This is a genomic window from Chelativorans sp. ZYF759 (genome assembly GCF_012911015.1).
In the GTDB taxonomy this organism is placed as follows: Bacteria; Pseudomonadota; Alphaproteobacteria; order Rhizobiales; family Rhizobiaceae; genus ZYF759.
The window spans coordinates 1-17,385 of sequence record NZ_WVVV01000024.1 but is presented as its reverse complement, the minus strand read 5'-3'; the positions used below and the strand labels follow the sequence as shown (position 1 = coordinate 17,385).

Here is a 17,385-nt window from a genome sequence, read left to right as displayed (position 1 = left end):
CGCATTTGAAAGAGGGGCTTTCCGATCCATGCTGGGCGAATTCTTCGCATTGCTGTCGGCCGTCGCCTTCGCCATCGGCACGGTGTCGATCGCAAAGGCCTCGACGGATCGGCGCGGCGACAATGGAGCGTTTCTGTCCATCGTCCTCACCGCCGTCTTTTCCGGCATTCTCTGGTTGGCCACAGGCTTCGCTCCGCTCTCGGGAGTTCCGCTCACAATCATGGCGGCAGGCGTCGGTTTCTTCGTGCTGGGCGGTGTCCTGTCCATCGTCATCGCCCGAAGCCTGATGTTCAAATCGACGGTACTGGCAGGCGCGATCAACAACAGCCTGTTTCGACGGCTGATACCGGTCTTTGCCGCGTTCTTTGCCTTCGTGCTGCTGGGCGAAACGATTACGCTCGTCGCAGCCGTGGGCATCGCCATCATCGTCGCCGGGCTCGTCATGGTATTCGGGGAAAAGCCGACGCTGAACCAGCGTGGACCGGCGGTACGCATCGCTCCCGCCGATCTGCGGCTGGGGCGCGTCTATGGCGTGGTGTCGTCTGCTTCCTATGGCGCGGCTTACGCGACGCGAAAGCTCGGGATGAACTATCTTCCCGATCCGGCCTTTGGTGCATTCATCGGCGCGATGACTGGTATCGTGTGGTACGTTTTCGGCGCGATCTTCAGCCCGCGCTGCCGGAGCGCGCTGGCCGGGCTGTTCAGGGATACCGGGCGCTGGCAGTTCATCGCCGCAGCCAGCATCTCGGTCGGGCAGACGTCGCAATTCTTCGCGCTCCAGCACACCGAAGTCGTCATTGTGGCGATCATCGGGTCGCTGGAAGTCTTCTTCAGCATGTATCTCGCCGCCTATGTGCTGAGGACGGAAGGCAGGCCGAGCGCGCGCGTCGTGCTGGCGTCCATCGTTGCGATGGCCGGCGTCGTGCTGGTTGCGGTGAGTTGAGCAGCGGCGTTTAGAGGCCCGAAAAACCCGCGCGTGCGATCCAGTAATCCCAGGCGCGTGCGAGCGGCATGTCGCTGAGCAGCATCTTGCCCGCCTTCTCGATCTCGCCACTGGTGAGATACTTCACCTCGCCGAGCTGCCGCGTCGCCTGAATCAGGGCGGCATTGTCCTTCAGCCCGATCGACACCATGATGACGGATCGCAGATCCGATGCCGCACACACGGTCGCCGAACTCGTCCTGGCTGTCCCACACGTTCATCTGCTCGCCGATGACCGACGCCATGTGAAACACCGGGCGCAGCGACACGTCGACCATGGTGAACGGGATCACCGAGCGCGCGTGATGGTGGGTGACGGCGTTGACGTCCGGCCGGTCCTTGTAGATCGCGCCGTGGATGTGACGCTCGGCATAGGGCCGGCGCGTGTCGTCTCCGACAGTCTCGCCATCCAGCGTGAACTCCATGATGTCCGCGCGCGTGACGACGGCCGGGCTGCGCGAGCGTGACAGGAAATAGTGATCCGGGTTCAGCGGATTGCGCACGCTGACATGGCCGAAATCGTCGATGACGTCTTCGCGTGCGAGAATGCGGTTGGCAAGGAAAAGGTTGGTGATCGTTGCCTCGATCACGCTCTGGTCGGTGTTGCTGGCGGCAGCCTCGGTCATGGCGATTTCCTTCCTTGATTGTGTGCGGGGATCGCCGGTTCTCAGCCTGCCAGACGTGGCAGCAGGAGCGCGATGTCGGGGAAGATCATCAACAGTGCGATGCCGACGAGAAGCGGTATGACGAACACCAGCGAGCCGTTGACGATGTCGCTGAAATCGCTGTTCGGCACGACCTTGCGCAGCACGAACAGGTTGAAGCCGAGCGGCGGGGTGATCGCGGCGATCTCGATCTGGATGGTGATCATGATGCCGAACCAGATCGGATCGTAACCGAGAGCCACCACCGCCTTGAGGAAGATCGGCACGACGATGACGAGGATGCTCAGCGGGTCGAGGAACATGCCGAGGATCAGCAGGAAGATGTTGATGACGACGATGATGACCCATGGCGCAACGTCGAGCGAGGTCAGGAATGTCGACATTTCCTGCGGCACGCCGAGGCGTGTCAGCACGAAGGAGCTGAACAGCCCGCCGATCAGCAACAGCATGAACATCGCGGTCGTGCGCACGGTGCCGTCGAGCGCGGCGAAGAAGCGCGACATGCTGAGGCGGCGCATCGCGACGGCGGTGACGATCGCTGCGGCTGCACCGACGGCTCCCGCCTCGGTCGGCGTGGCGACGCCGGTATAGATCGAGGCGATGACCGCGATGGCGATCAGCACGATGGGGCTGGCTTGGCCGAGCGAGCCCATCCGCTCCTTGAATGACGGGCGCTGGAGCACGCGCGGCGCGATTTCCGGCTTGATCAGCACCTGGATGACGATCGTGGCGCAAAGCAGCAGCGCCATCATCAGGCCAGGCAGAATGCCGGCGATAAACAGCTTGCCGATCGAGGTCTCGGTGATGACGCCGTAAAGGATCATCGGCACCGATGGCGGGATAAGAATGCCGAGCGTGCCGCCGGCGGCTGTCGCGCCGAAGGCGAGCTTCTTCGAATAGCCGTTGCGGATCATTTCCGGCACGGAGACCGCGCCGATGGTCGCGGCCGTCACCGGGCTCGATCTGCAGACCGAGGCAAAGCCGGCACAGGCTCCGACGGTGCCGACCGCAAGGCCGCCCGGCAGTCGGCGCGTCCAGATCGAGGCGGCGCGGAACAGCGCCGTCCCCAGCCCGCTGACGGCAATGACCTCACCCATAAGGATGAACAGCGGCACGACGACCAGGATGAAACTGGATGACTGGCTGTAGGCGATGCTGGCGATCTGGCTGACCGCGCCGGTCGATACGAAGGCGGCGGTTCCGGCCATGCCGATCAGCCCCATCCTGACCGCGACGGGAACGCGGAACGCCATAAGCAGCGTCAACGCGCCGACAAAGCTCAAGAACCAGAGGACAGCTTCCACGCTTCGCGCTCCTGCTCAGTGTCGTGATCGTGCCGCTTGTGCCACCATTGATAAATCATGTTGGGCTCGATGCGGATCGGCAGTTTCGCCCAGGTCAGCTGCCTGTCCCGGCACAGAAATTTCCGGCAGCGGTCGGGCACCGTGGCGATCAGGTCGGTGCCGGGGATGATGTTGTAGAGCGAAGTCGCGTGCGGCACGTTCAGCATCACGCGGCCGTTGAGGCGCATGGCGAGCATGGCGCGCTCGACAGGATTGCTGGTTGCACCGCGCGGGCTGACGACCACCTGCGCTGCGGCGATGTAGCTGTCCAGTGTCAGAAACGGCCTCGTGCCGCGCTTTCTGGAAAGAGCGGGATGGTCGGTCCGCAGCACCGCGATATAGGTGCTTCTGAGCAGGAATTCGGAGCGGAACGTATCCGCGAGCATGACCCGGCCTATCGCCAGATCGGCCACGCCGCTGTCGAGCGCATCTTCATATTCGGCGTGGTCGAGCTCGCTGATATGCAGATCTATGCCCGGCGCGACCTTTGAAAGACCCTGCACCGCAGCGGGAAGGAAGCTTGCCGCGCCGACATCGTTCATCAGGATCGTGAATTTCCTGTCCGATGTCGCCGGGTCGAACGTCATCACCTGTGAGAGGCCGGTCCTGATCTGCGTCAGCCCTTCCTGAACCGGGCTGCACAGGCGCAAGGCGAAGGATGTCGGCTCCATGCCGTGACGCGTTCGCACGAAGAGCGGATCGCCCATCAGGGCGCGCAGGCGGTTGAGCGCGTTGCTGACTGCCGGTTGCGACAGGCCGAGCCGGTCGGCGGCGAAGACGTTCTGGTGCCTATCGGCCGTGCCGACGTCAAGCGCGCAGGCCGCGACGTGACGGTGGTGGCCGTGGGCCGCATGGTGCAGCACGCGCTCCGTGCCGCCGAGGAACTGGCCGGCGAGGGCATCGAGATCGAGGTGGTCGATCCGCGCACGCTGATGCCGCTCGATGTCGAAACGCTGGTGGCGTCGGTGCGGAAAACCAACCGCGTCCTCGTCGTCGATGGCGGGGCCCGGCAATATGGCGCGGGCGCGGAGATCGCCGCGACGTTGTCGGAAGACGCGTTCGACTGGCTCGACGCTCCGGTGACGCGCCTTTGCGCCGAAAACGTTCCGATACCGATCAGCCGGCCGCTGGAGCCGCTGGTCCAGCCCAACCCGGCCCGAATAGCAGCAGCAATACGCCACCTGTTGATCGGAAGTCGTCCGCAGATACAGGAGGAGGCGATATGACAACCGACCCGCGCGCCATGCGGTGGGAGTTTCTGGAAAAGATGCTGCTGATCCGGCGCTTCGAGGAGGCGGTCGGCCGCTTCGGTGCGGACAAGGATTTTCCCGGACACTACCATCTCTATATCGGGCAGGAAGCGACCGGCGTCGGCGCGATGGCCGCGCTGGGCGAAAAAGACCGCATCGCCAGCACCCACCGCAACCATGGCCATGTGCTGGCCAGAGGGGCGGACCCGATGGCGGCGCTGGCCGAAATTCTCGGCCGCGATGCAGGCCTCAATCGCGGACGCGGCGGCACCATCCATCTGTGCGATCCCGATCTCGGCTTTCTCCAGACATCGGGCGTCGTCGGCAGCGTGGTCGGGCTTGCGACGGGCGGCGGCTATGCCTGCAAGATGCTGGGCGACGGCACGCTGACGGCCGCGTTCTTCGGCGACGGCGCGCTCGAGGAGGGCATCGCATTCGAGTGCCTGAACATCGCCGCGCTCTGGAAACTGCCGGTCATCTTCATCTGCGAGAACAACAGCGCCGATGCATGGGGCATGGCGAAGGGCGGCTATCCGACCCTCGTCCACGCCTCCAACGATCTGCGCTCCATTCCCGGTTCGATGGGCATCGAGGCTATCCGCGTCGAGGGCATCGATCCCTTCGCGGTCTATGACGCCGTTTCGACCGCAGCCGCACGTTGCCGCGCGGGTGAGGGACCGCTCTTCATCGAGACCATGACCCGGCGCTGGGCCGGCAGTGCGCCGTTGTGGCCGGAGCTTGCCACGGGCATCACCGATATCGGCATGGCCACCGGCAGGACGGCCATCGGCGACGGCCCGCATCGCGACTGGTACGAGACCAACGATCCGGTACTGCGCCTTGCGCGCGAGCTTGCCGCCGAAGGTGCGGAAGCGCTCGCCAGGGTCGAGCAGATCGACCGGCAGGTGCGTGACATCATCGAAACGGCGGCGCAGCGGGCGCTCGCCAGTCCTTTCCCGGCGGTCGAGACGGCTGCCGACTACGTCTTTGCGAATTGAGAGGCCGAAGATGAGCCGGAGACAGACCTACGCGGCGGCCTTCGTGGATGCGCTGCTCGACAGCATGGATGAAGACCGCACGGTCAGCCTGATCGGCAGCGCGCCGCTCGGCCTCGGGCCGGAGCGTCATCTGACCAACCAGCTTCGCGACCGCCATCCGAACCGCGTGATGGACCCGCCGACGGCGGAAGGCGGCGTCGCCTCGGTGGGCGCGGGTGCGGCGATGGCAGGCGTGCGGCCATTCGTCGATCTGCTGACCGGAAGCTTCGTCTACCTGGCCTGGACGCAGATCGTGAACGAGGCGGCCAACGGCTTCTACATGTCTGGCGGCAAGCTTCCCGTGCCCGTCACCTATCATTGCCTGGAAGGCGTTCGCGGCGCGGGCGCGCCGCAGCACAGCCAGAGCCCGCACGCCATGCTGTGGAACGCGCCCGGCATCGAGATCGTGATGCCGGCGATGGCGTCCGACGTGTACGGGCTGATCCGCACCGCAATTCAAAGCCCGAACCCGACCATGGTGTTCAGCCATGCCAAGATACTCGGCGTCGAATCCGCCGTTTCCGACGAGCGCGCGCCGCTGCCGTTCGGCAAGGCCGACATCAAGCGCAAGGGCCGAGACGTCACCATCGTCGCGCTGTCCATCGGCGTTCACCATGCGCTGGAAGCCGCCGAATTGCTGGCGCAGCAGGGCATCGATGCCGAAGTGGTCGATCCGCGCACGCTGGTTCCGTTCGACGAGGAAGCGGTGCTGGCATCGGTTGAAAAGACCGGGCGGCTGGTCGTGGTCGACGAGATGCCGCTGCGTTGCAGCAGCGCGTCGGAGATCGCGGCGACCGTGGCAGAAAAAGGCTTCCAGCATCTGAAAGCGCCCGTGCAGCGGGTGACGCGGCCCGATGTGCCGGTGCCGTTCAGCCCGCCGCTGGAACAGGCGCTGACGCCCGACGCCGAGCAGATCGTGTGTGCCGTGCGACGGATCACGGCGGAAGCCTGATCCGACAGGTCCAGCGAGGTAGGATACGTGACTTTGACCAGCGTTGCCCCGCAGCCCGGCGGCGCGTTTCGCCGAAGGTTCGCCTCGCCGCTGGCGAGGCGACTGGCGCGCGATGAAGTGCTCGATCTCGATGGCGTCGAGGGAACCGGCCCGCATGGCAGGGTGGTGGAGATCGACGTGCTGCGGGCGATCTCGCGCCGGAAGAAGCTCGATGCCCGGCAGCCGTTGAATGCGAAGCCCGTTCAAGGATCGCATGGCTCGATAGTGTCGCTGTTCGAGGTGCGGCCCTGCGACCTCGTCGCGCATAATGATGCCGGACAGGCCGCGATTGCGCGGCTCACGGCGGCGACGCAGATCCCCTGCTTTTCGGTTTCCGCGGAATGCGCTGTCGAAGCGCTGCTGCGGCTGTTGAACGAGATCAACGGGCCCGGCGATGCGGCAGCCGGGCAGAAGCTTGCGATGGCGTCATGTCTGGTCAAGGCGATGGCGCTGACGCTGCGGGACCTGCCGGCGGTGAACGTGGCTTGGACGCCTGAGGCGACGATGTTCAGCAAGAGCGTGGATATCGCCGTTCCGGTCGCAGGCGGAGTGCGCGTGTTGCGCGATGCGGATCGAAGAACCCTGTCGGCGCTCACCGCCGAACTGAAGCTGATGACCGTAGCCGAAGAGGGCGTCGGCGCGACGACCCTCGTTTCGGATATGGGCGCATTCGGCATCGCCAGCTGCACGCCGTTATTGACGGCGCCCTGCTCGTCATCCGTCGCCTTCGGCTCTGTCACGGAGCGCATGGGAAAAATGATGACGGCCTCGTTCGTGTTCGACCGGCGGGTTATCGACGAGCGTCTCGGCGCAGAACTCGCGGGCCGCGTCCGCCACTATCTCGAAACGCCGATGGCGCTTCTCGCCTGACCGGAGTCGAAAAGATTGCGGTGTCTCGATGGCCCTCGAGACACCGCCCGGTGCTCGCCTATTCGGCGGCGACCGATTCAATTCCGTGATCGACCAGCGTGCGCCAGTCGACGGTCTTCGGATATACGCCTTCGCGCGAAGCGATCCGGGCCTGCGGCAGGCGCGGCTCCTCCGTGCCGATTGCGCGTCCGCCCTCGGCGACCTTGCGGGCCGCGTCGACCATCAACCGCCGGAACTCGACGATCGCCAGATCGGATGCGCCGAGAATGTCGTTGGAGCGATCCACGATCGGCCCCATGCTGACCCACATGGCGATATCCTGATTTGGAATGCCGGGAATGCCGGTGAAATTGCCCAGCTTCATCGCCTGCCTGTCCTGCAGGAACCAGTTTTCGAGCGTCCGCTTCGGACGCCACTTCTCGTCCAGATCGACGTTCGGGCGCGCGTAATTGAACTTGCGCCAGTCCTCGGTCGAAGGGGTCTCGGTGCCGCCCCAGGCGATGAAATGAAACGCCGTTTCCGTATCGTTGATCGGGACGATCACGCTCGCGACATTGTAGGAACTGTTCGGCGGGATCAGCGAATAATATGGCGCGATGAATTCGGTGATGCGCAGATAATTATGCGTCTCCGCGTTCTTGATCGGCCGGCGAATGGCTGCGTAATGGAAACCGTAGCTGGTCGTCTGCACCTGCATGCGCGGCGACTTGTCGGTGGACGGCCTGTACCACGATTTGTCGTCGGCAGCCGCGCCTTCCACGCGTGCCGGAACCATGTCGGACGAATGCAGGCTCGACGAATGCGCGCTGTCGATCTGGCCTTCGTGGATCTGCGCCCAGTTGGCCGGAATGCGGATCTTGAGAATGGAAACGCGGGTGTCGGAGGCGGGCGCGAATGCCGGCGGCTCGAATTCGTGCATCTGTTCCTTTTCGCCGAGCCAGGCCCAGACGAAGCCGCCCCATTCGACGACCGGATAGGCGCGATGCTTCACCGCGTTCTTCAGCGGGCTGCCGTCCGGTTCGGACGACATGGCCGTGACGGTACCTTCGACGTCGATCTTCCAGCCATGATAGAGGCAGCGCAGGCCGCATTCCTCGTTGCGTCCCAGAACGAGTGAGGCGCGCCGGTGCGGGCACAGTTCGTCGAGCAGGCCGAGCCGGCCGTCGGAATCGCGGAAACACACGTAACGCTCGCCGAGCACTTCGACGAGGAGAGGGGTTCCGTCGTTCTCCCTGACTTCCTCTATGAGGCAAACAGGCGTCCAGTGCTGGCGCATGAGGCGCGCCATCGGCGCGTCCTTTTCCACGCGCGTGAGGAGATCGTTTTCTTCAGCGGTAAGCATGGATGAGATCCCTTTAACTTAGGGTGCTAATCGTATTGTCGTTTTGGATTGGCGTCCAGTGGTGTTGACATAAAATTATTAGAAACCTAAGTAAATACCGCAGCCGAAAAATCGTGAATTCAATACGGCTCGCAGGCATGAAACCAGATGACAGACGACACAGATATGATAGCTGCGAAGGTGGTGTCGCGACGCCCGCTCACACCCTCCATCACCGAGTTCACGCTGGTCCGCGAAGGCGGCGGCGCTCTGCCTCCCTACGATGCCGGATCGCACATCACCGTCAGGACCCCGGCCGGGCCGGTTCGCCGCTATTCCCTCGTCGGCGCGGGCGATCCGTCCCCGGAAAGCTACGTGATCGCGGTCAAGCGCGAGCATGAATCGCGCGGCGGATCGCAGTCGATGCATGATGATGTGTCGGAAGGAACGGTTCTGGAAATCGAGCCGCCGAAGAACGAATTCCCGCTGAAACAGGCGCAGAAATATCTGCTGATAGCCGGCGGTATCGGCGTGACGCCGATCTATTCTATGGCCCGGCACCTCGAGGAGCAGGGCAAGGATTTCAGCATCATCTATTGCACGCGCAGCGCGTCCGACACCGCCTATCGCGAGGAGATGAAGGAGCGTTTCGGCTCCAGGCTCAAGCTGCATCATGACGACGGCAACCCCGACAGCGTCTACGATTTCTGGGATCACTTCGCCGAAATCCGTAACATGCATGTCTATTGCTGCGGGCCGAAGCCGCTGATGGAGGAGATCAAATCCATCTCCGGGCACTGGCCCGAGGGGCGGGTCAATTTCGAGGACTTCAAGCCCGTCGATGTGGTGCGCCCGGAAGACAGGCCGTTCGAGGTCGAGCTTGCGCGCAGCTCCCGCACGATTGCCGTTCCAGCCGACCGCACCATTCTGGAGGCGTTGCGCGAAAGCGGCCTGCGCACACCGAGCTCATGTGAGAGCGGAACGTGCGGCACATGCAAGACAGGTTTGATATCGGGCGAGCCGGATCATCGCGACATGGTGCTGATGGACGACGAGAAAGACCGCTTCGTCATGATCTGCGTTTCGCGCGCCAAAGAGGGAAAGCTCGTCCTTGACCTCTGATGCGAACAAGGGAGCGCCTGTCGGCATCGGCGTGATCGGTCTCGGCCGCGCCTTCGTGCTGATGCTGGACACGTTCAGGCGCGACAGCCGAGTCCGGCTCGTGGCGGCTTCCGCTCCAAGGCCGGAATCGCGGCAGGCGTTCGAAGATGAGTTCGGCGGCAACGCCTATGCGGATATCGAGGCGCTGTGCACCGATCCCGCTGTCGAGATCGTCTATGTCGCGACGCCGCACCAGCTTCATGTCGAGCATGTCAAGTCTGCGGCACGTGCCGGCAAGCATGTGCTGGTCGAAAAGCCGCTGGCGATTTCGCTGGAGGACGGTCTCGCGATGGTGGAGGCATGCCGCGCCGCTGGCGTGCATCTCATCGTCGGCCCCAGCCACAGTTTCGATGCGCCCGTCATGCAGGCGCGCCGGCTTCTCGACACCGGCGAACTCGGCCGGGTCCGGATGGTGCAGGCGTTCAACTATACCGACTTTCTCTATCGTCCGCGCCGGCCGGAAGAGCTGCGCACCGAAGAAGGCGGCGGCGTCGTCTTTTCGCAAGGGGTGCACCAGATCGACATCGTCAGGCTGCTGGTCGGCACGCCGGCCCGGTCCGTGACGGCGATGGCGGGCGTGTGGGACGCATCGCGCCCGACCGAGGCCGCCTATTCGGCGCTGGTCTCGTTCGACGGCGGTGCATTCGCCTCGCTGACCTATTCCGGCTTCGCGCATTTTGACAGCGACGAGTGGATGGACTGGGTCGGAGAGCTTGGCCACGCCAAGGATGAAGCCGCCTATGGCGGCGCAAGGCGTGCGCTGAAGGACCTGACAATGCAGGACGAGATCAGGCTGAAAAGTGCGCGCACCTACGGCGCCGGCGACATGCCGAAGCGCGCGTCGCAGCACGAACATTTCGGCCCGGTGATCGCCGTGTGCGACCGTGGCGATCTGCGGCTTTCTCCCGCCGGCCTGCATCTTTACGGCGAGACGGAGAAGCGGTTCCTGCCCGCGCCCGCTTTCGACATACCCCGCATCGGCGTTATCGACGCGGTGGTGGATGCCGTGCGCGAGGACCGCGCGCCTGCACAGACGGGAGAGTGGGGGCTGGCCAGTCTCGAACTCTGTCACGCGCTGCTCGAATCCGCCGGCTCCGGCCAGCCGGTATCGTTGAAACATCAAATCGGGCTGGAGGGCCGGATCACATGAGCAAACTCGTTCTTTCGCTGGCAATGGGCGATTACGATCGCACACGACCGCTTGTCGACGGCAGGGTGGCGATCGACGGGGTCGATCCCGTGCCGATGCTGCTGTCGCCGGAGGAGATGTTCTTTCGCGCGTTTCGCCATCAGGCGTTCGACATCAGCGAGTTGTCGCTGTCGTCCTATTCGATCTCGGTCGCGCGCGGAGATCCGCACTACATTGCGATTCCGGTTTTCCTGTCGCGCGCCTTCCGGCACACCTCGATCTATGTGCGCACCGACAAGGGCATCGAAACGCCGGCCGATCTGCGAGGCCGGCGCATCGGCATCGCCGAGTACCAGCTTTCGGCAAATGTCTGGTTCCGCGGCATCCTCGAAGACGAATACGGCGTCAAGCCGTCCGAGATCGAGTGGGTGCGCGGTGGCATGGACACGCCCGGCCGACCCGAAAAGATCGCCGTGACGCTGCCGTCAGACATTCGCGTGACGCAGGCCCCTGACGGCGCGACGCTCAACGAGATGCTGGCTGCCGGTGAAATCGACGGCTTCGTCGGCCCGCGCGCGCCGCGCTGTTTCGGCGAGGGCCATCCGCAGGTCGACCGGCTGTTTGCCGATACGGTCGCGGAAGCCGAAGCTTATTATCGCAAGACGCGGATCTTTCCGATCATGCATGTTCTGGGCGTCAGGCGCAGCCTCGCCGAACAGCATGGCTGGCTTCCCGGCGCGCTTCTCAAGGCATTCAGCCAGTCGAAAGCGGCCGCAGAAGCCGCGCTGTCCGACACGTCCGCGACCAAGGTGACGATGCCCTTCGTCGAGGACAATCTCGCCCGCGCCCGCCGGCTGATGGGACCGGATATCTGGAGCTACGGCCTGTCCGGCAACGAGCACGTGCTCGAGACCTTCCTGCGCTATCACCATGCGCAGGGTCTTTCGCCGCGCAAGGTCGAGGTTGCGGAGCTTTTCCATCCGGCCACGCTGGAAGCCTACAGCCTGTGATCGCTGATATGGCTTCCAGCGCGGCGGGCAGACCCATGGACCTTTCGCCCGGCGACATCGTCGAGGTCGAGACCGGCAGCGGTCGCGCCTTCGTTCAGGTGACGCATCGCCATGTCACCTATCCCGAGGTCATCCGGGTCATCGACTGGTCCGGTGGCTCGACCGAAGTTTCCGATCTTGCGGGCTCCGGCACGCGCTTCATTGCGATGCTGCCGCTTGCCGCCGCGCTGCAATCAGGCCGCATCAGGGGCCGCAAGATCGGCACGGCAGCCCTGCCCGAACGGCACAGGGCATTCCCGACCTTCGCCACGCCGATCCTCGACAAGCAGGAAGGCGTGCGCAGCAAGGTCGCCTACTGGTGGCTGTGGGACGGCGACGGGCTTCGCTACAGCACTGAACCCGAAGACGGGGCGGAGGGCCTGCCGCCGCGCGAGGTGATGTCGGTCGAGCGCTTCATGGCGATGCTTCGCGACGATGGCGGGCAGCCTCATGAGTAATGAACGCGCCGGCATGTCGAGCCTGCCCTATGTGATGGCCTCGTTGCCGCCGTTGTTCTGGGCGGGCAATTTCGTCGTCGCGCGTTTCTTTCACGAAGAGATTCCGCCGTTCCAGATGTCGTTCTGGCGGTGGGTGATCGCGCTCGCCATCCTGCTTGCATGGGCCGCGCCGTTGATGCGCGGCCAGCGCGAGACGATCCTGGCCGAATGGCCGCGTCTGGCCTTTCTCGGCCTGATCGGTGTTACCGGCTTCAACTGCCTGATCTATCTTGGGCTGGGCCACACCACCGTCGTTAACGGCGCTCTGATCAACGCGATGATGCCGGTGGTGACGTTCTTCTTCGCCGCGCTGCTAATCGGCGAGCGGGTGCATGGACGCCAGATCGCCGGGCTGATTCTTTGTATTGTCGGTGTGGCGACGATCGCTGCGCGGGGTGAGCCGGGACGGCTGGTCCAACTCGGCTTCGATCGCGGCGATCTGCTGATCCTCACCGGCGTTTTGTGCTGGGCGCTTTACACGGTGATGATCCGCTGGAAGCCCACCGGTCTGCCGCTGCCCGTGTTTCTGGCAGTCACCACGCTGTTCGGCGTGCTGTTCCATCTGCCTTTCGTGGTCTGGGAAGCAGGCCAGACCACGATGACGGTCACGTCGGCAAACCTGCTCGCGCTTCTCTATCTCGGCATTTTCCCGTCATTGCTCGCTTATATTCTGTGGGCACGCGCGGTCGCGGCTCTTGGGCCGGGCAAGGCGGGCATGTTCATGTATCTGATGCCGCTGTTCAGCACGGTGATGGCCGTTCTTCTGCTCGGCGAGCAGCTACGTCTTTTCCATGGCGTCGGCGCGCTGCTGATTTTCGCCGGCATCGTCATCGTGACAAGGCGGCAGGCAGCGGCGGTGAAGACAGCGACCTGATCTAAAGCGCGTTGAGTCCGAACGGAGTTAAAGGAAACGCCGGTTCCCACCTTCGGGAGACACGCACTAACCGTGCTTTGCGGAGATGTTCTTCTGGATGCTCTGCAAGAAACCTATCAGCGTTTCTCGGTCCTCCGGTGAAAAGCCGGTGGCGGCGTCCTCGATGACCTGTCTGGCGAGCGGCAGCAGCTTTTTCTTTAGTGCACGGCCTTCATCCGTCAGGAAGATGTTGACCTTGCGCGCATCCTCCGCGTTGCGCTGCCTGCGAATGAAGCCCGCCTTCTCCATCGACCGCAGGGCGATGAGCGTCGTCGGTTCCATGGTGCCGACATGCTGCGACAGTTCCCGTTGTGTCAGCCCGTCGCTTTCCCACAACACGCGCAGAAAATACCACATGCCGAGCGTGACGCCGTGCGGCTCTATCTTCGACTGGAGATAGCTCTGGAACAGACGGTGCGTCGTCCGGGTCTGGTAGCCGAGGCTGGTTTCCAACGGCAACAGCTCACGGCTTCTGGATTTTTCCCTTTTCAAACGACATGTCCCTCTTGTGCTGCCTGAAACTGGCTAAGCAGTTTTAGAGCATGATCGGCGCTGCGGCTATCGTTTCGGCGCGGCAGAATGAGCTGAGCACCCGTGGAAATCGTACCCGCCGGTGATGCTTCACGCCACGTCCCGCGTTTCGGACCATTTGGAGGGTTCTAAAAACCTCTGGCTTTGGCGCTGCATGCGTGATTCCGTTCCCTCTGGTGTTTCTGGGGATTGGACATGGCTCAGCCGGGTTTCTTTGACATTGATGAGCGACTGGCGCGACTGAGCGGGCTTGGAGACCAACTCGAAGCGTTCTCTCGCGCCGTTGATTTTGAACTGTTCCGCCCTGAACTGGAGGTCGCGCTCTCCTACAGCGATGGCAGCAAAGGCGGCCGGCCGCCTTTCGATCCGGTGATGATGTTCAAGATCCTGGTGATCCAGACGATCAACACGCTGTCTGACGAGCGCACCGAGGATCTGATCAACGACCGGCTCTCCTTCATGCGTTTCCTTGGACTTGGGCTGTCAGATCGTGTGCCGGACGCCAAGACGATATGGCTGTTCCGGGAACGGCTGACGAAGGCCGGTGCAATCACACCGCTGTTCGAGCGGTTCGACCGGATGCTGCGTGATGACGGCTACATTCCGATGTCCGGGCAGATCGTCGATGCCTCTCTGGTTGCCGCGCCGCGCCAGCGCAATACGAAGGCGGAGAAAGCCGACATCAAAGTCGGGAAGATACCGGAAGCCTGGAAGGACAAGCCCGCGAAGTTGCGCCACAAGGACCGCGACGCGCGCTGGACGGTCAAGTTCACCAAGGCAAAGCCGCAGGAGGACGGCACGATGCCGGCCGTCGATCTCGCCATCCCGGCCTTCGGCTACAAGAACCACATCTCCATCGATCGCCGCTTCCGGCTGATCCGGCGCTGGAAGGCAACGGATGCAAGTGCGCATGATGGAGCCCGGCTGCGTGAAGGGCTTCTGGATCGCACCAACACGGGTTCCGCAGTCTGGGCCGATACCGCCTATCGGTCAGCGGCAAACGAGACCTTCATGGACAAGAACGGCTTCGTCTCGAAGGTCCACCACAAGAAGCCGCCGCACCGGGAGATGCCGGCGCCAACCCGGCGCGCCAATGCAGGAAAGTCCGTGATCCGCTCCCGTGTCGAGCATGTGTTTGCCGATCAGAAGTCCCGAATGGGGCTCTTCATCCGCACCATCGGCATCCAGCGCGCCGAGATGAAGATTGGCATGGCCAATCTCGTCTACAACATCCGCCGCTTCATCTTCCTGGAACGGATCGCTGCTGCCTGAAGCGCACTGAAGAGCCGGGCGGCGCCTTACAAGACGCCAGTTCCCGGCAAAAAGCCGACGCAAAAGCCATCCGCTGGTCAAAACCGACCTATCCAGACGTCAAAGCGCAGTTCTTCGATCCTTCCGACTGTTGATCAGACTTATTCCTCTGGAAGCCAGGCCCGATTGAATGCGCTGACTCGCCACTCATCATCGTTCATGAATCGGGACTGTGTATCGGTCTCGAGGTCCTCTGCCATGTCGTTGAGTGAGACCGCTGAGATTTCGGGCCACTCTCCCGTATCCAACCGCTTCATCATCGCTTCTACGATGGCTGTACTCTCTGCCGCCGTAAATTCGCAATGTCCAGCCGCATTTACAAGTGCTTGGCGATAGAAGTCGCCCTTTCCATTTTCCTCCACTAAAGTTTCATACCCCTGCATCAGGGTATAGGGGATCGCGTTGTCTCCTAGCATGTGAATGCGTATCGCGGGTACTTGGAGATTTCCGCGTACAGTACGTCCGGGCTGAGACCAGAAGTTAAGTGCATAGTCCGAACTTGTGACCTTTGTTGAGGCATTGATTTGAGCAAGGTCTGCGTTGATATCAAGATTGGCCTCAGCATAGAGGCGTTCTACGAGTTCTTTCATCACTGGCGCGCCAGCTTCGTAAAAAGCTACGTAGTCGACGTCCTCATTGCCGGAAAGTTGTTGGCCAGATGCCGCGTTCTCAAATATCAGTCGTGACGTTCCGCCCACATTCCCTGCAATACGAATTGCTGAGCGTACGATCAGCTCGGCCATCACCTGTGTATCCGTGAGGTCAGGAAGTTCATCGCTCTCCGACTGCCACGGTGACCACTGACCGATGGCGAAAGCGAGCGCTATCCTTGCACGGCCCTCTGGCGTCGCCCCTGCCGCTTCGATTGCGCGCCGCCAAGATGCCTGGATGTCGGCAAGCCCTCGGCCATCTTGACGCACGGAGTTCGGCAAATGAACGATTTCTAGCTCACTTGCTGCACCTAATCCTTCGCTCTCATATCCGGCACCCAGAAGTGCCTGCATTGCAAACCATCCGTCGAGGTAGCTCTTCATGATCCAGACAGGGGTGTGCGCCGCCAAGATCACTGCTCCGTCGATTTTGTCTGCAAACTCCTCGGCCGATGCCAGTCCAACATGCCCACCACCAGAGCAGCCGTATTGGAGGACGCGATCAGGAACACGTTCCTCTTGCGAAAATATCGCCTGCACTTGCTGTAGATTTTCGATTTCACGTTGAGGGTCATACTGCCACAAACGAAGAGGATGGCGTGCAAGTCCCGCGAACGCATACCCACGGCTGAGGAGATCCCGATAGCGCCCAGCCACGTTGCCCGCCACACCGGTCGCAAAATCAAGATCGCGGAGCAATGTGCCGTTCCAGTTCTCTGGGGTTCGGATCAGCCACGCAGTGCCGTCAGGCAGCACACCGGTATGCTCCCGAAAAGGCGGCCATTCTTCTGCATTTGCGACTAGAGGCGCGCTGACCAATGCCGCAACGAAAAGGCTTAATCTCGCAATTCGCCTCGGAAGGCACTTGTGTTTTTCACGCTGCTTATACTGAATCATGTCCCAAATCCTCCCAGAATGATACGCTCCACAGTACGATTGCGATCGTGACGCTAAGGCACCAGAGCGATATTTAATTAGCTTTCTAACTAATAATTGTCAATCTAACTCTCGCGAGGCATAGCAGCTTTCCTACTCTGCGTGGCTGCGCAATGCCGCTACCGAAGGCCGCCCGATCAGAACGATTGAACTGACTGTCGAAGTTTATGTTTTTCGCCGAGAATCCGATAAATCTGCATCCGCGAACAGCCTAGTGTTTTGGCGATCGTGTTCGGACCGTTGATCGGCCCCCTTGAACGGGTCCAATTTGATTGTTAGTGCAATGATGGCCGCGGCGCTAGCGCGGTCGGCATCGCTGGTTGGGGTTGCAGGGCCGTCCGCGCGGCGAAAGCGGGGATGAAGACCTCGGGTGCCGGCGGTTTGTAGCCCAGTGATCCATGCGGGCGCACGGTGTTGTAATGCCGGCGCCAGCTTTCCACGATGATCCTGGCCTCGGCGAGCGTGTAGAAGATCTCGCCGTCAAGAAGCTCATCACGCAAGCGAGCGTTGAAGCTCTCAATGTAGCCGTTCTCCCATGGGCTGCCGGGAGCGATGTAGGCGGTCTTCGCCCCGACGGCGGCGATCCAGTCCTGCACGGCCCTGGCGATGAACTCCGGGCCGTAGCACGTCGGGAACAGGTGCTGCCGACAGGTTATGGCCACGCGCGCAGCCTCCACATCGCGCAGCGGGTGGCCATAACCGGGTCTCAGGTCTCAACAGTGGTTTTGCTGAACCACACCGCTGAGGAG

General features: G+C 62.6%; 18 protein-coding genes and 1 pseudogene. 11 read left to right on the top strand and 8 right to left on the bottom strand.

Annotated elements, in window-relative coordinates; translation table 11 throughout:
• The first annotated feature begins 28 nt into the window (after positions 1-28).
• Entirely contained in the window at positions 29-943 is a 915-nt protein-coding gene (locus GRZ55_RS22135) for a DMT family transporter (protein ID WP_169289115.1), read from the top strand.
• Here the strand turns inward: GRZ55_RS22135 and GRZ55_RS22130 are convergent.
• The 3 genes from GRZ55_RS22130 to GRZ55_RS22120 are packed head-to-tail and all read right to left on the bottom strand — an operon-like array spanning position 850 to position 3,709.
• Positions 850-1,608 (bottom strand): class II aldolase/adducin family protein, encoded by a 759-nt coding sequence (locus tag GRZ55_RS22130; protein ID WP_210257486.1) that lies wholly within the window; start codon positions 1,606-1,608, stop codon positions 850-852. The two genes, GRZ55_RS22135 and GRZ55_RS22130, sit on opposite strands and share 94 nt — an antisense overlap.
• A gap of 41 nt (positions 1,609-1,649) precedes the next feature.
• Complete coding sequence (locus GRZ55_RS22125; RefSeq protein WP_169289114.1) at positions 1,650-2,951, bottom strand: TRAP transporter large permease; 1,302 nt, start codon at positions 2,949-2,951, stop codon at positions 1,650-1,652.
• Complete coding sequence (locus GRZ55_RS22120; RefSeq protein WP_368856664.1) at positions 2,927-3,709, bottom strand: LysR substrate-binding domain-containing protein; 783 nt, start codon at positions 3,707-3,709, stop codon at positions 2,927-2,929. Before GRZ55_RS22120 ends, GRZ55_RS22125 begins: the two co-directional genes overlap by 25 nt.
• On the opposite strand from GRZ55_RS22120, the gene GRZ55_RS23280 reads away from it, so the two are divergent.
• The 4 genes from GRZ55_RS23280 to GRZ55_RS22100 are packed head-to-tail and all read left to right on the top strand — an operon-like array spanning position 3,665 to position 7,138.
• A complete protein-coding gene (locus GRZ55_RS23280; RefSeq protein WP_368856662.1) occupies positions 3,665-4,216 on the top strand; it encodes a transketolase C-terminal domain-containing protein in 552 nt (183 codons plus the stop codon). The genes GRZ55_RS22120 and GRZ55_RS23280 overlap by 45 nt on opposite strands.
• The gene (locus GRZ55_RS22110) at positions 4,213-5,238 is read left to right on the top strand and encodes a thiamine pyrophosphate-dependent dehydrogenase E1 component subunit alpha (protein ID WP_169289112.1); all 1,026 of its coding nucleotides are present in this window, start codon (positions 4,213-4,215) and stop codon (positions 5,236-5,238) included. Before GRZ55_RS23280 ends, GRZ55_RS22110 begins: the two co-directional genes overlap by 4 nt.
• Positions 5,239-5,248: 10 nt before the next feature.
• A complete protein-coding gene (locus tag GRZ55_RS22105) occupies positions 5,249-6,229 on the top strand; it encodes an alpha-ketoacid dehydrogenase subunit beta (RefSeq protein ID WP_169289111.1) in 981 nt (326 codons plus the stop codon).
• Positions 6,230-6,262: 33 nt separating this feature from the next.
• Positions 6,263-7,138, top strand: coding sequence for a 2-oxo acid dehydrogenase subunit E2 (locus GRZ55_RS22100; protein ID WP_210257483.1), 876 nt, complete (start codon positions 6,263-6,265; stop codon positions 7,136-7,138).
• A gap of 58 nt (positions 7,139-7,196) precedes the next feature.
• On the opposite strand, the gene GRZ55_RS22095 is transcribed toward GRZ55_RS22100, so the two are convergent.
• Positions 7,197-8,480: a Rieske 2Fe-2S domain-containing protein gene (locus tag GRZ55_RS22095; RefSeq protein WP_169289109.1), complete on the bottom strand. Its 1,284-nt coding sequence runs from the start codon at positions 8,478-8,480 to the stop codon at positions 7,197-7,199.
• A gap of 147 nt (positions 8,481-8,627) precedes the next feature.
• Between GRZ55_RS22095 and GRZ55_RS22090 the strand changes: the two genes are divergently transcribed.
• The 5 genes from GRZ55_RS22090 to GRZ55_RS22070 are packed head-to-tail and all read left to right on the top strand — an operon-like array spanning position 8,628 to position 13,169.
• Positions 8,628-9,581, top strand: coding sequence for a PDR/VanB family oxidoreductase (locus GRZ55_RS22090; protein ID WP_210257482.1), 954 nt, complete (start codon positions 8,628-8,630; stop codon positions 9,579-9,581).
• Positions 9,571-10,770, top strand: coding sequence for a Gfo/Idh/MocA family protein (locus GRZ55_RS22085; RefSeq protein WP_246734933.1), 1,200 nt, complete (start codon positions 9,571-9,573; stop codon positions 10,768-10,770). Before GRZ55_RS22090 ends, GRZ55_RS22085 begins: the two co-directional genes overlap by 11 nt.
• Positions 10,767-11,759 carry an ABC transporter substrate-binding protein gene (locus GRZ55_RS22080; RefSeq protein WP_210257481.1) on the top strand — a complete coding sequence of 331 codons (993 nt, stop codon included), beginning with the start codon at positions 10,767-10,769 and terminating at the stop codon, positions 11,757-11,759. Before GRZ55_RS22085 ends, GRZ55_RS22080 begins: the two co-directional genes overlap by 4 nt.
• A 35-nt stretch (positions 11,760-11,794) precedes the next feature.
• On the top strand, positions 11,795-12,256 hold the full coding sequence (locus GRZ55_RS22075) for a hypothetical protein (protein WP_169289108.1): 462 nt from the start codon (positions 11,795-11,797) through the stop codon (positions 12,254-12,256).
• Positions 12,249-13,169: a DMT family transporter gene (locus GRZ55_RS22070; RefSeq protein ID WP_169289107.1), complete on the top strand. Its 921-nt coding sequence runs from the start codon at positions 12,249-12,251 to the stop codon at positions 13,167-13,169. The genes GRZ55_RS22075 and GRZ55_RS22070 overlap by 8 nt, the downstream gene beginning before the upstream one ends.
• 66 nt (positions 13,170-13,235) lie before the next feature.
• On the opposite strand, the gene GRZ55_RS22065 is transcribed toward GRZ55_RS22070, so the two are convergent.
• Entirely contained in the window at positions 13,236-13,700 is a 465-nt protein-coding gene (locus tag GRZ55_RS22065) for a MarR family winged helix-turn-helix transcriptional regulator (protein ID WP_210257480.1), read from the bottom strand.
• Between the two features lie 234 nt (positions 13,701-13,934).
• Between GRZ55_RS22065 and GRZ55_RS22060 the strand changes: the two genes are divergently transcribed.
• Positions 13,935-15,011, top strand: coding sequence for a transposase (locus GRZ55_RS22060; RefSeq protein WP_169289106.1), 1,077 nt, complete (start codon positions 13,935-13,937; stop codon positions 15,009-15,011).
• A gap of 140 nt (positions 15,012-15,151) precedes the next feature.
• Here GRZ55_RS22060 and GRZ55_RS22055 read toward each other — a convergent pair whose 3' ends face one another.
• From GRZ55_RS22055 to GRZ55_RS22050, 3 genes and pseudogenes are all read right to left on the bottom strand, one after another.
• A complete protein-coding gene (locus GRZ55_RS22055) occupies positions 15,152-16,597 on the bottom strand; it encodes a hypothetical protein (RefSeq protein ID WP_246734932.1) in 1,446 nt (481 codons plus the stop codon).
• Between the two features lie 176 nt (positions 16,598-16,773).
• The gene (locus GRZ55_RS23820; RefSeq protein ID WP_368856663.1) at positions 16,774-16,863 is read right to left on the bottom strand and encodes a hypothetical protein; all 90 of its coding nucleotides are present in this window, start codon (positions 16,861-16,863) and stop codon (positions 16,774-16,776) included.
• Positions 16,864-16,911: 48 nt separating this feature from the next.
• Positions 16,912-17,256: pseudogene (locus GRZ55_RS22050) on the bottom strand (transposase); the annotation flags it as partial.
• Positions 17,257-17,385 lie beyond the last annotated feature (129 nt).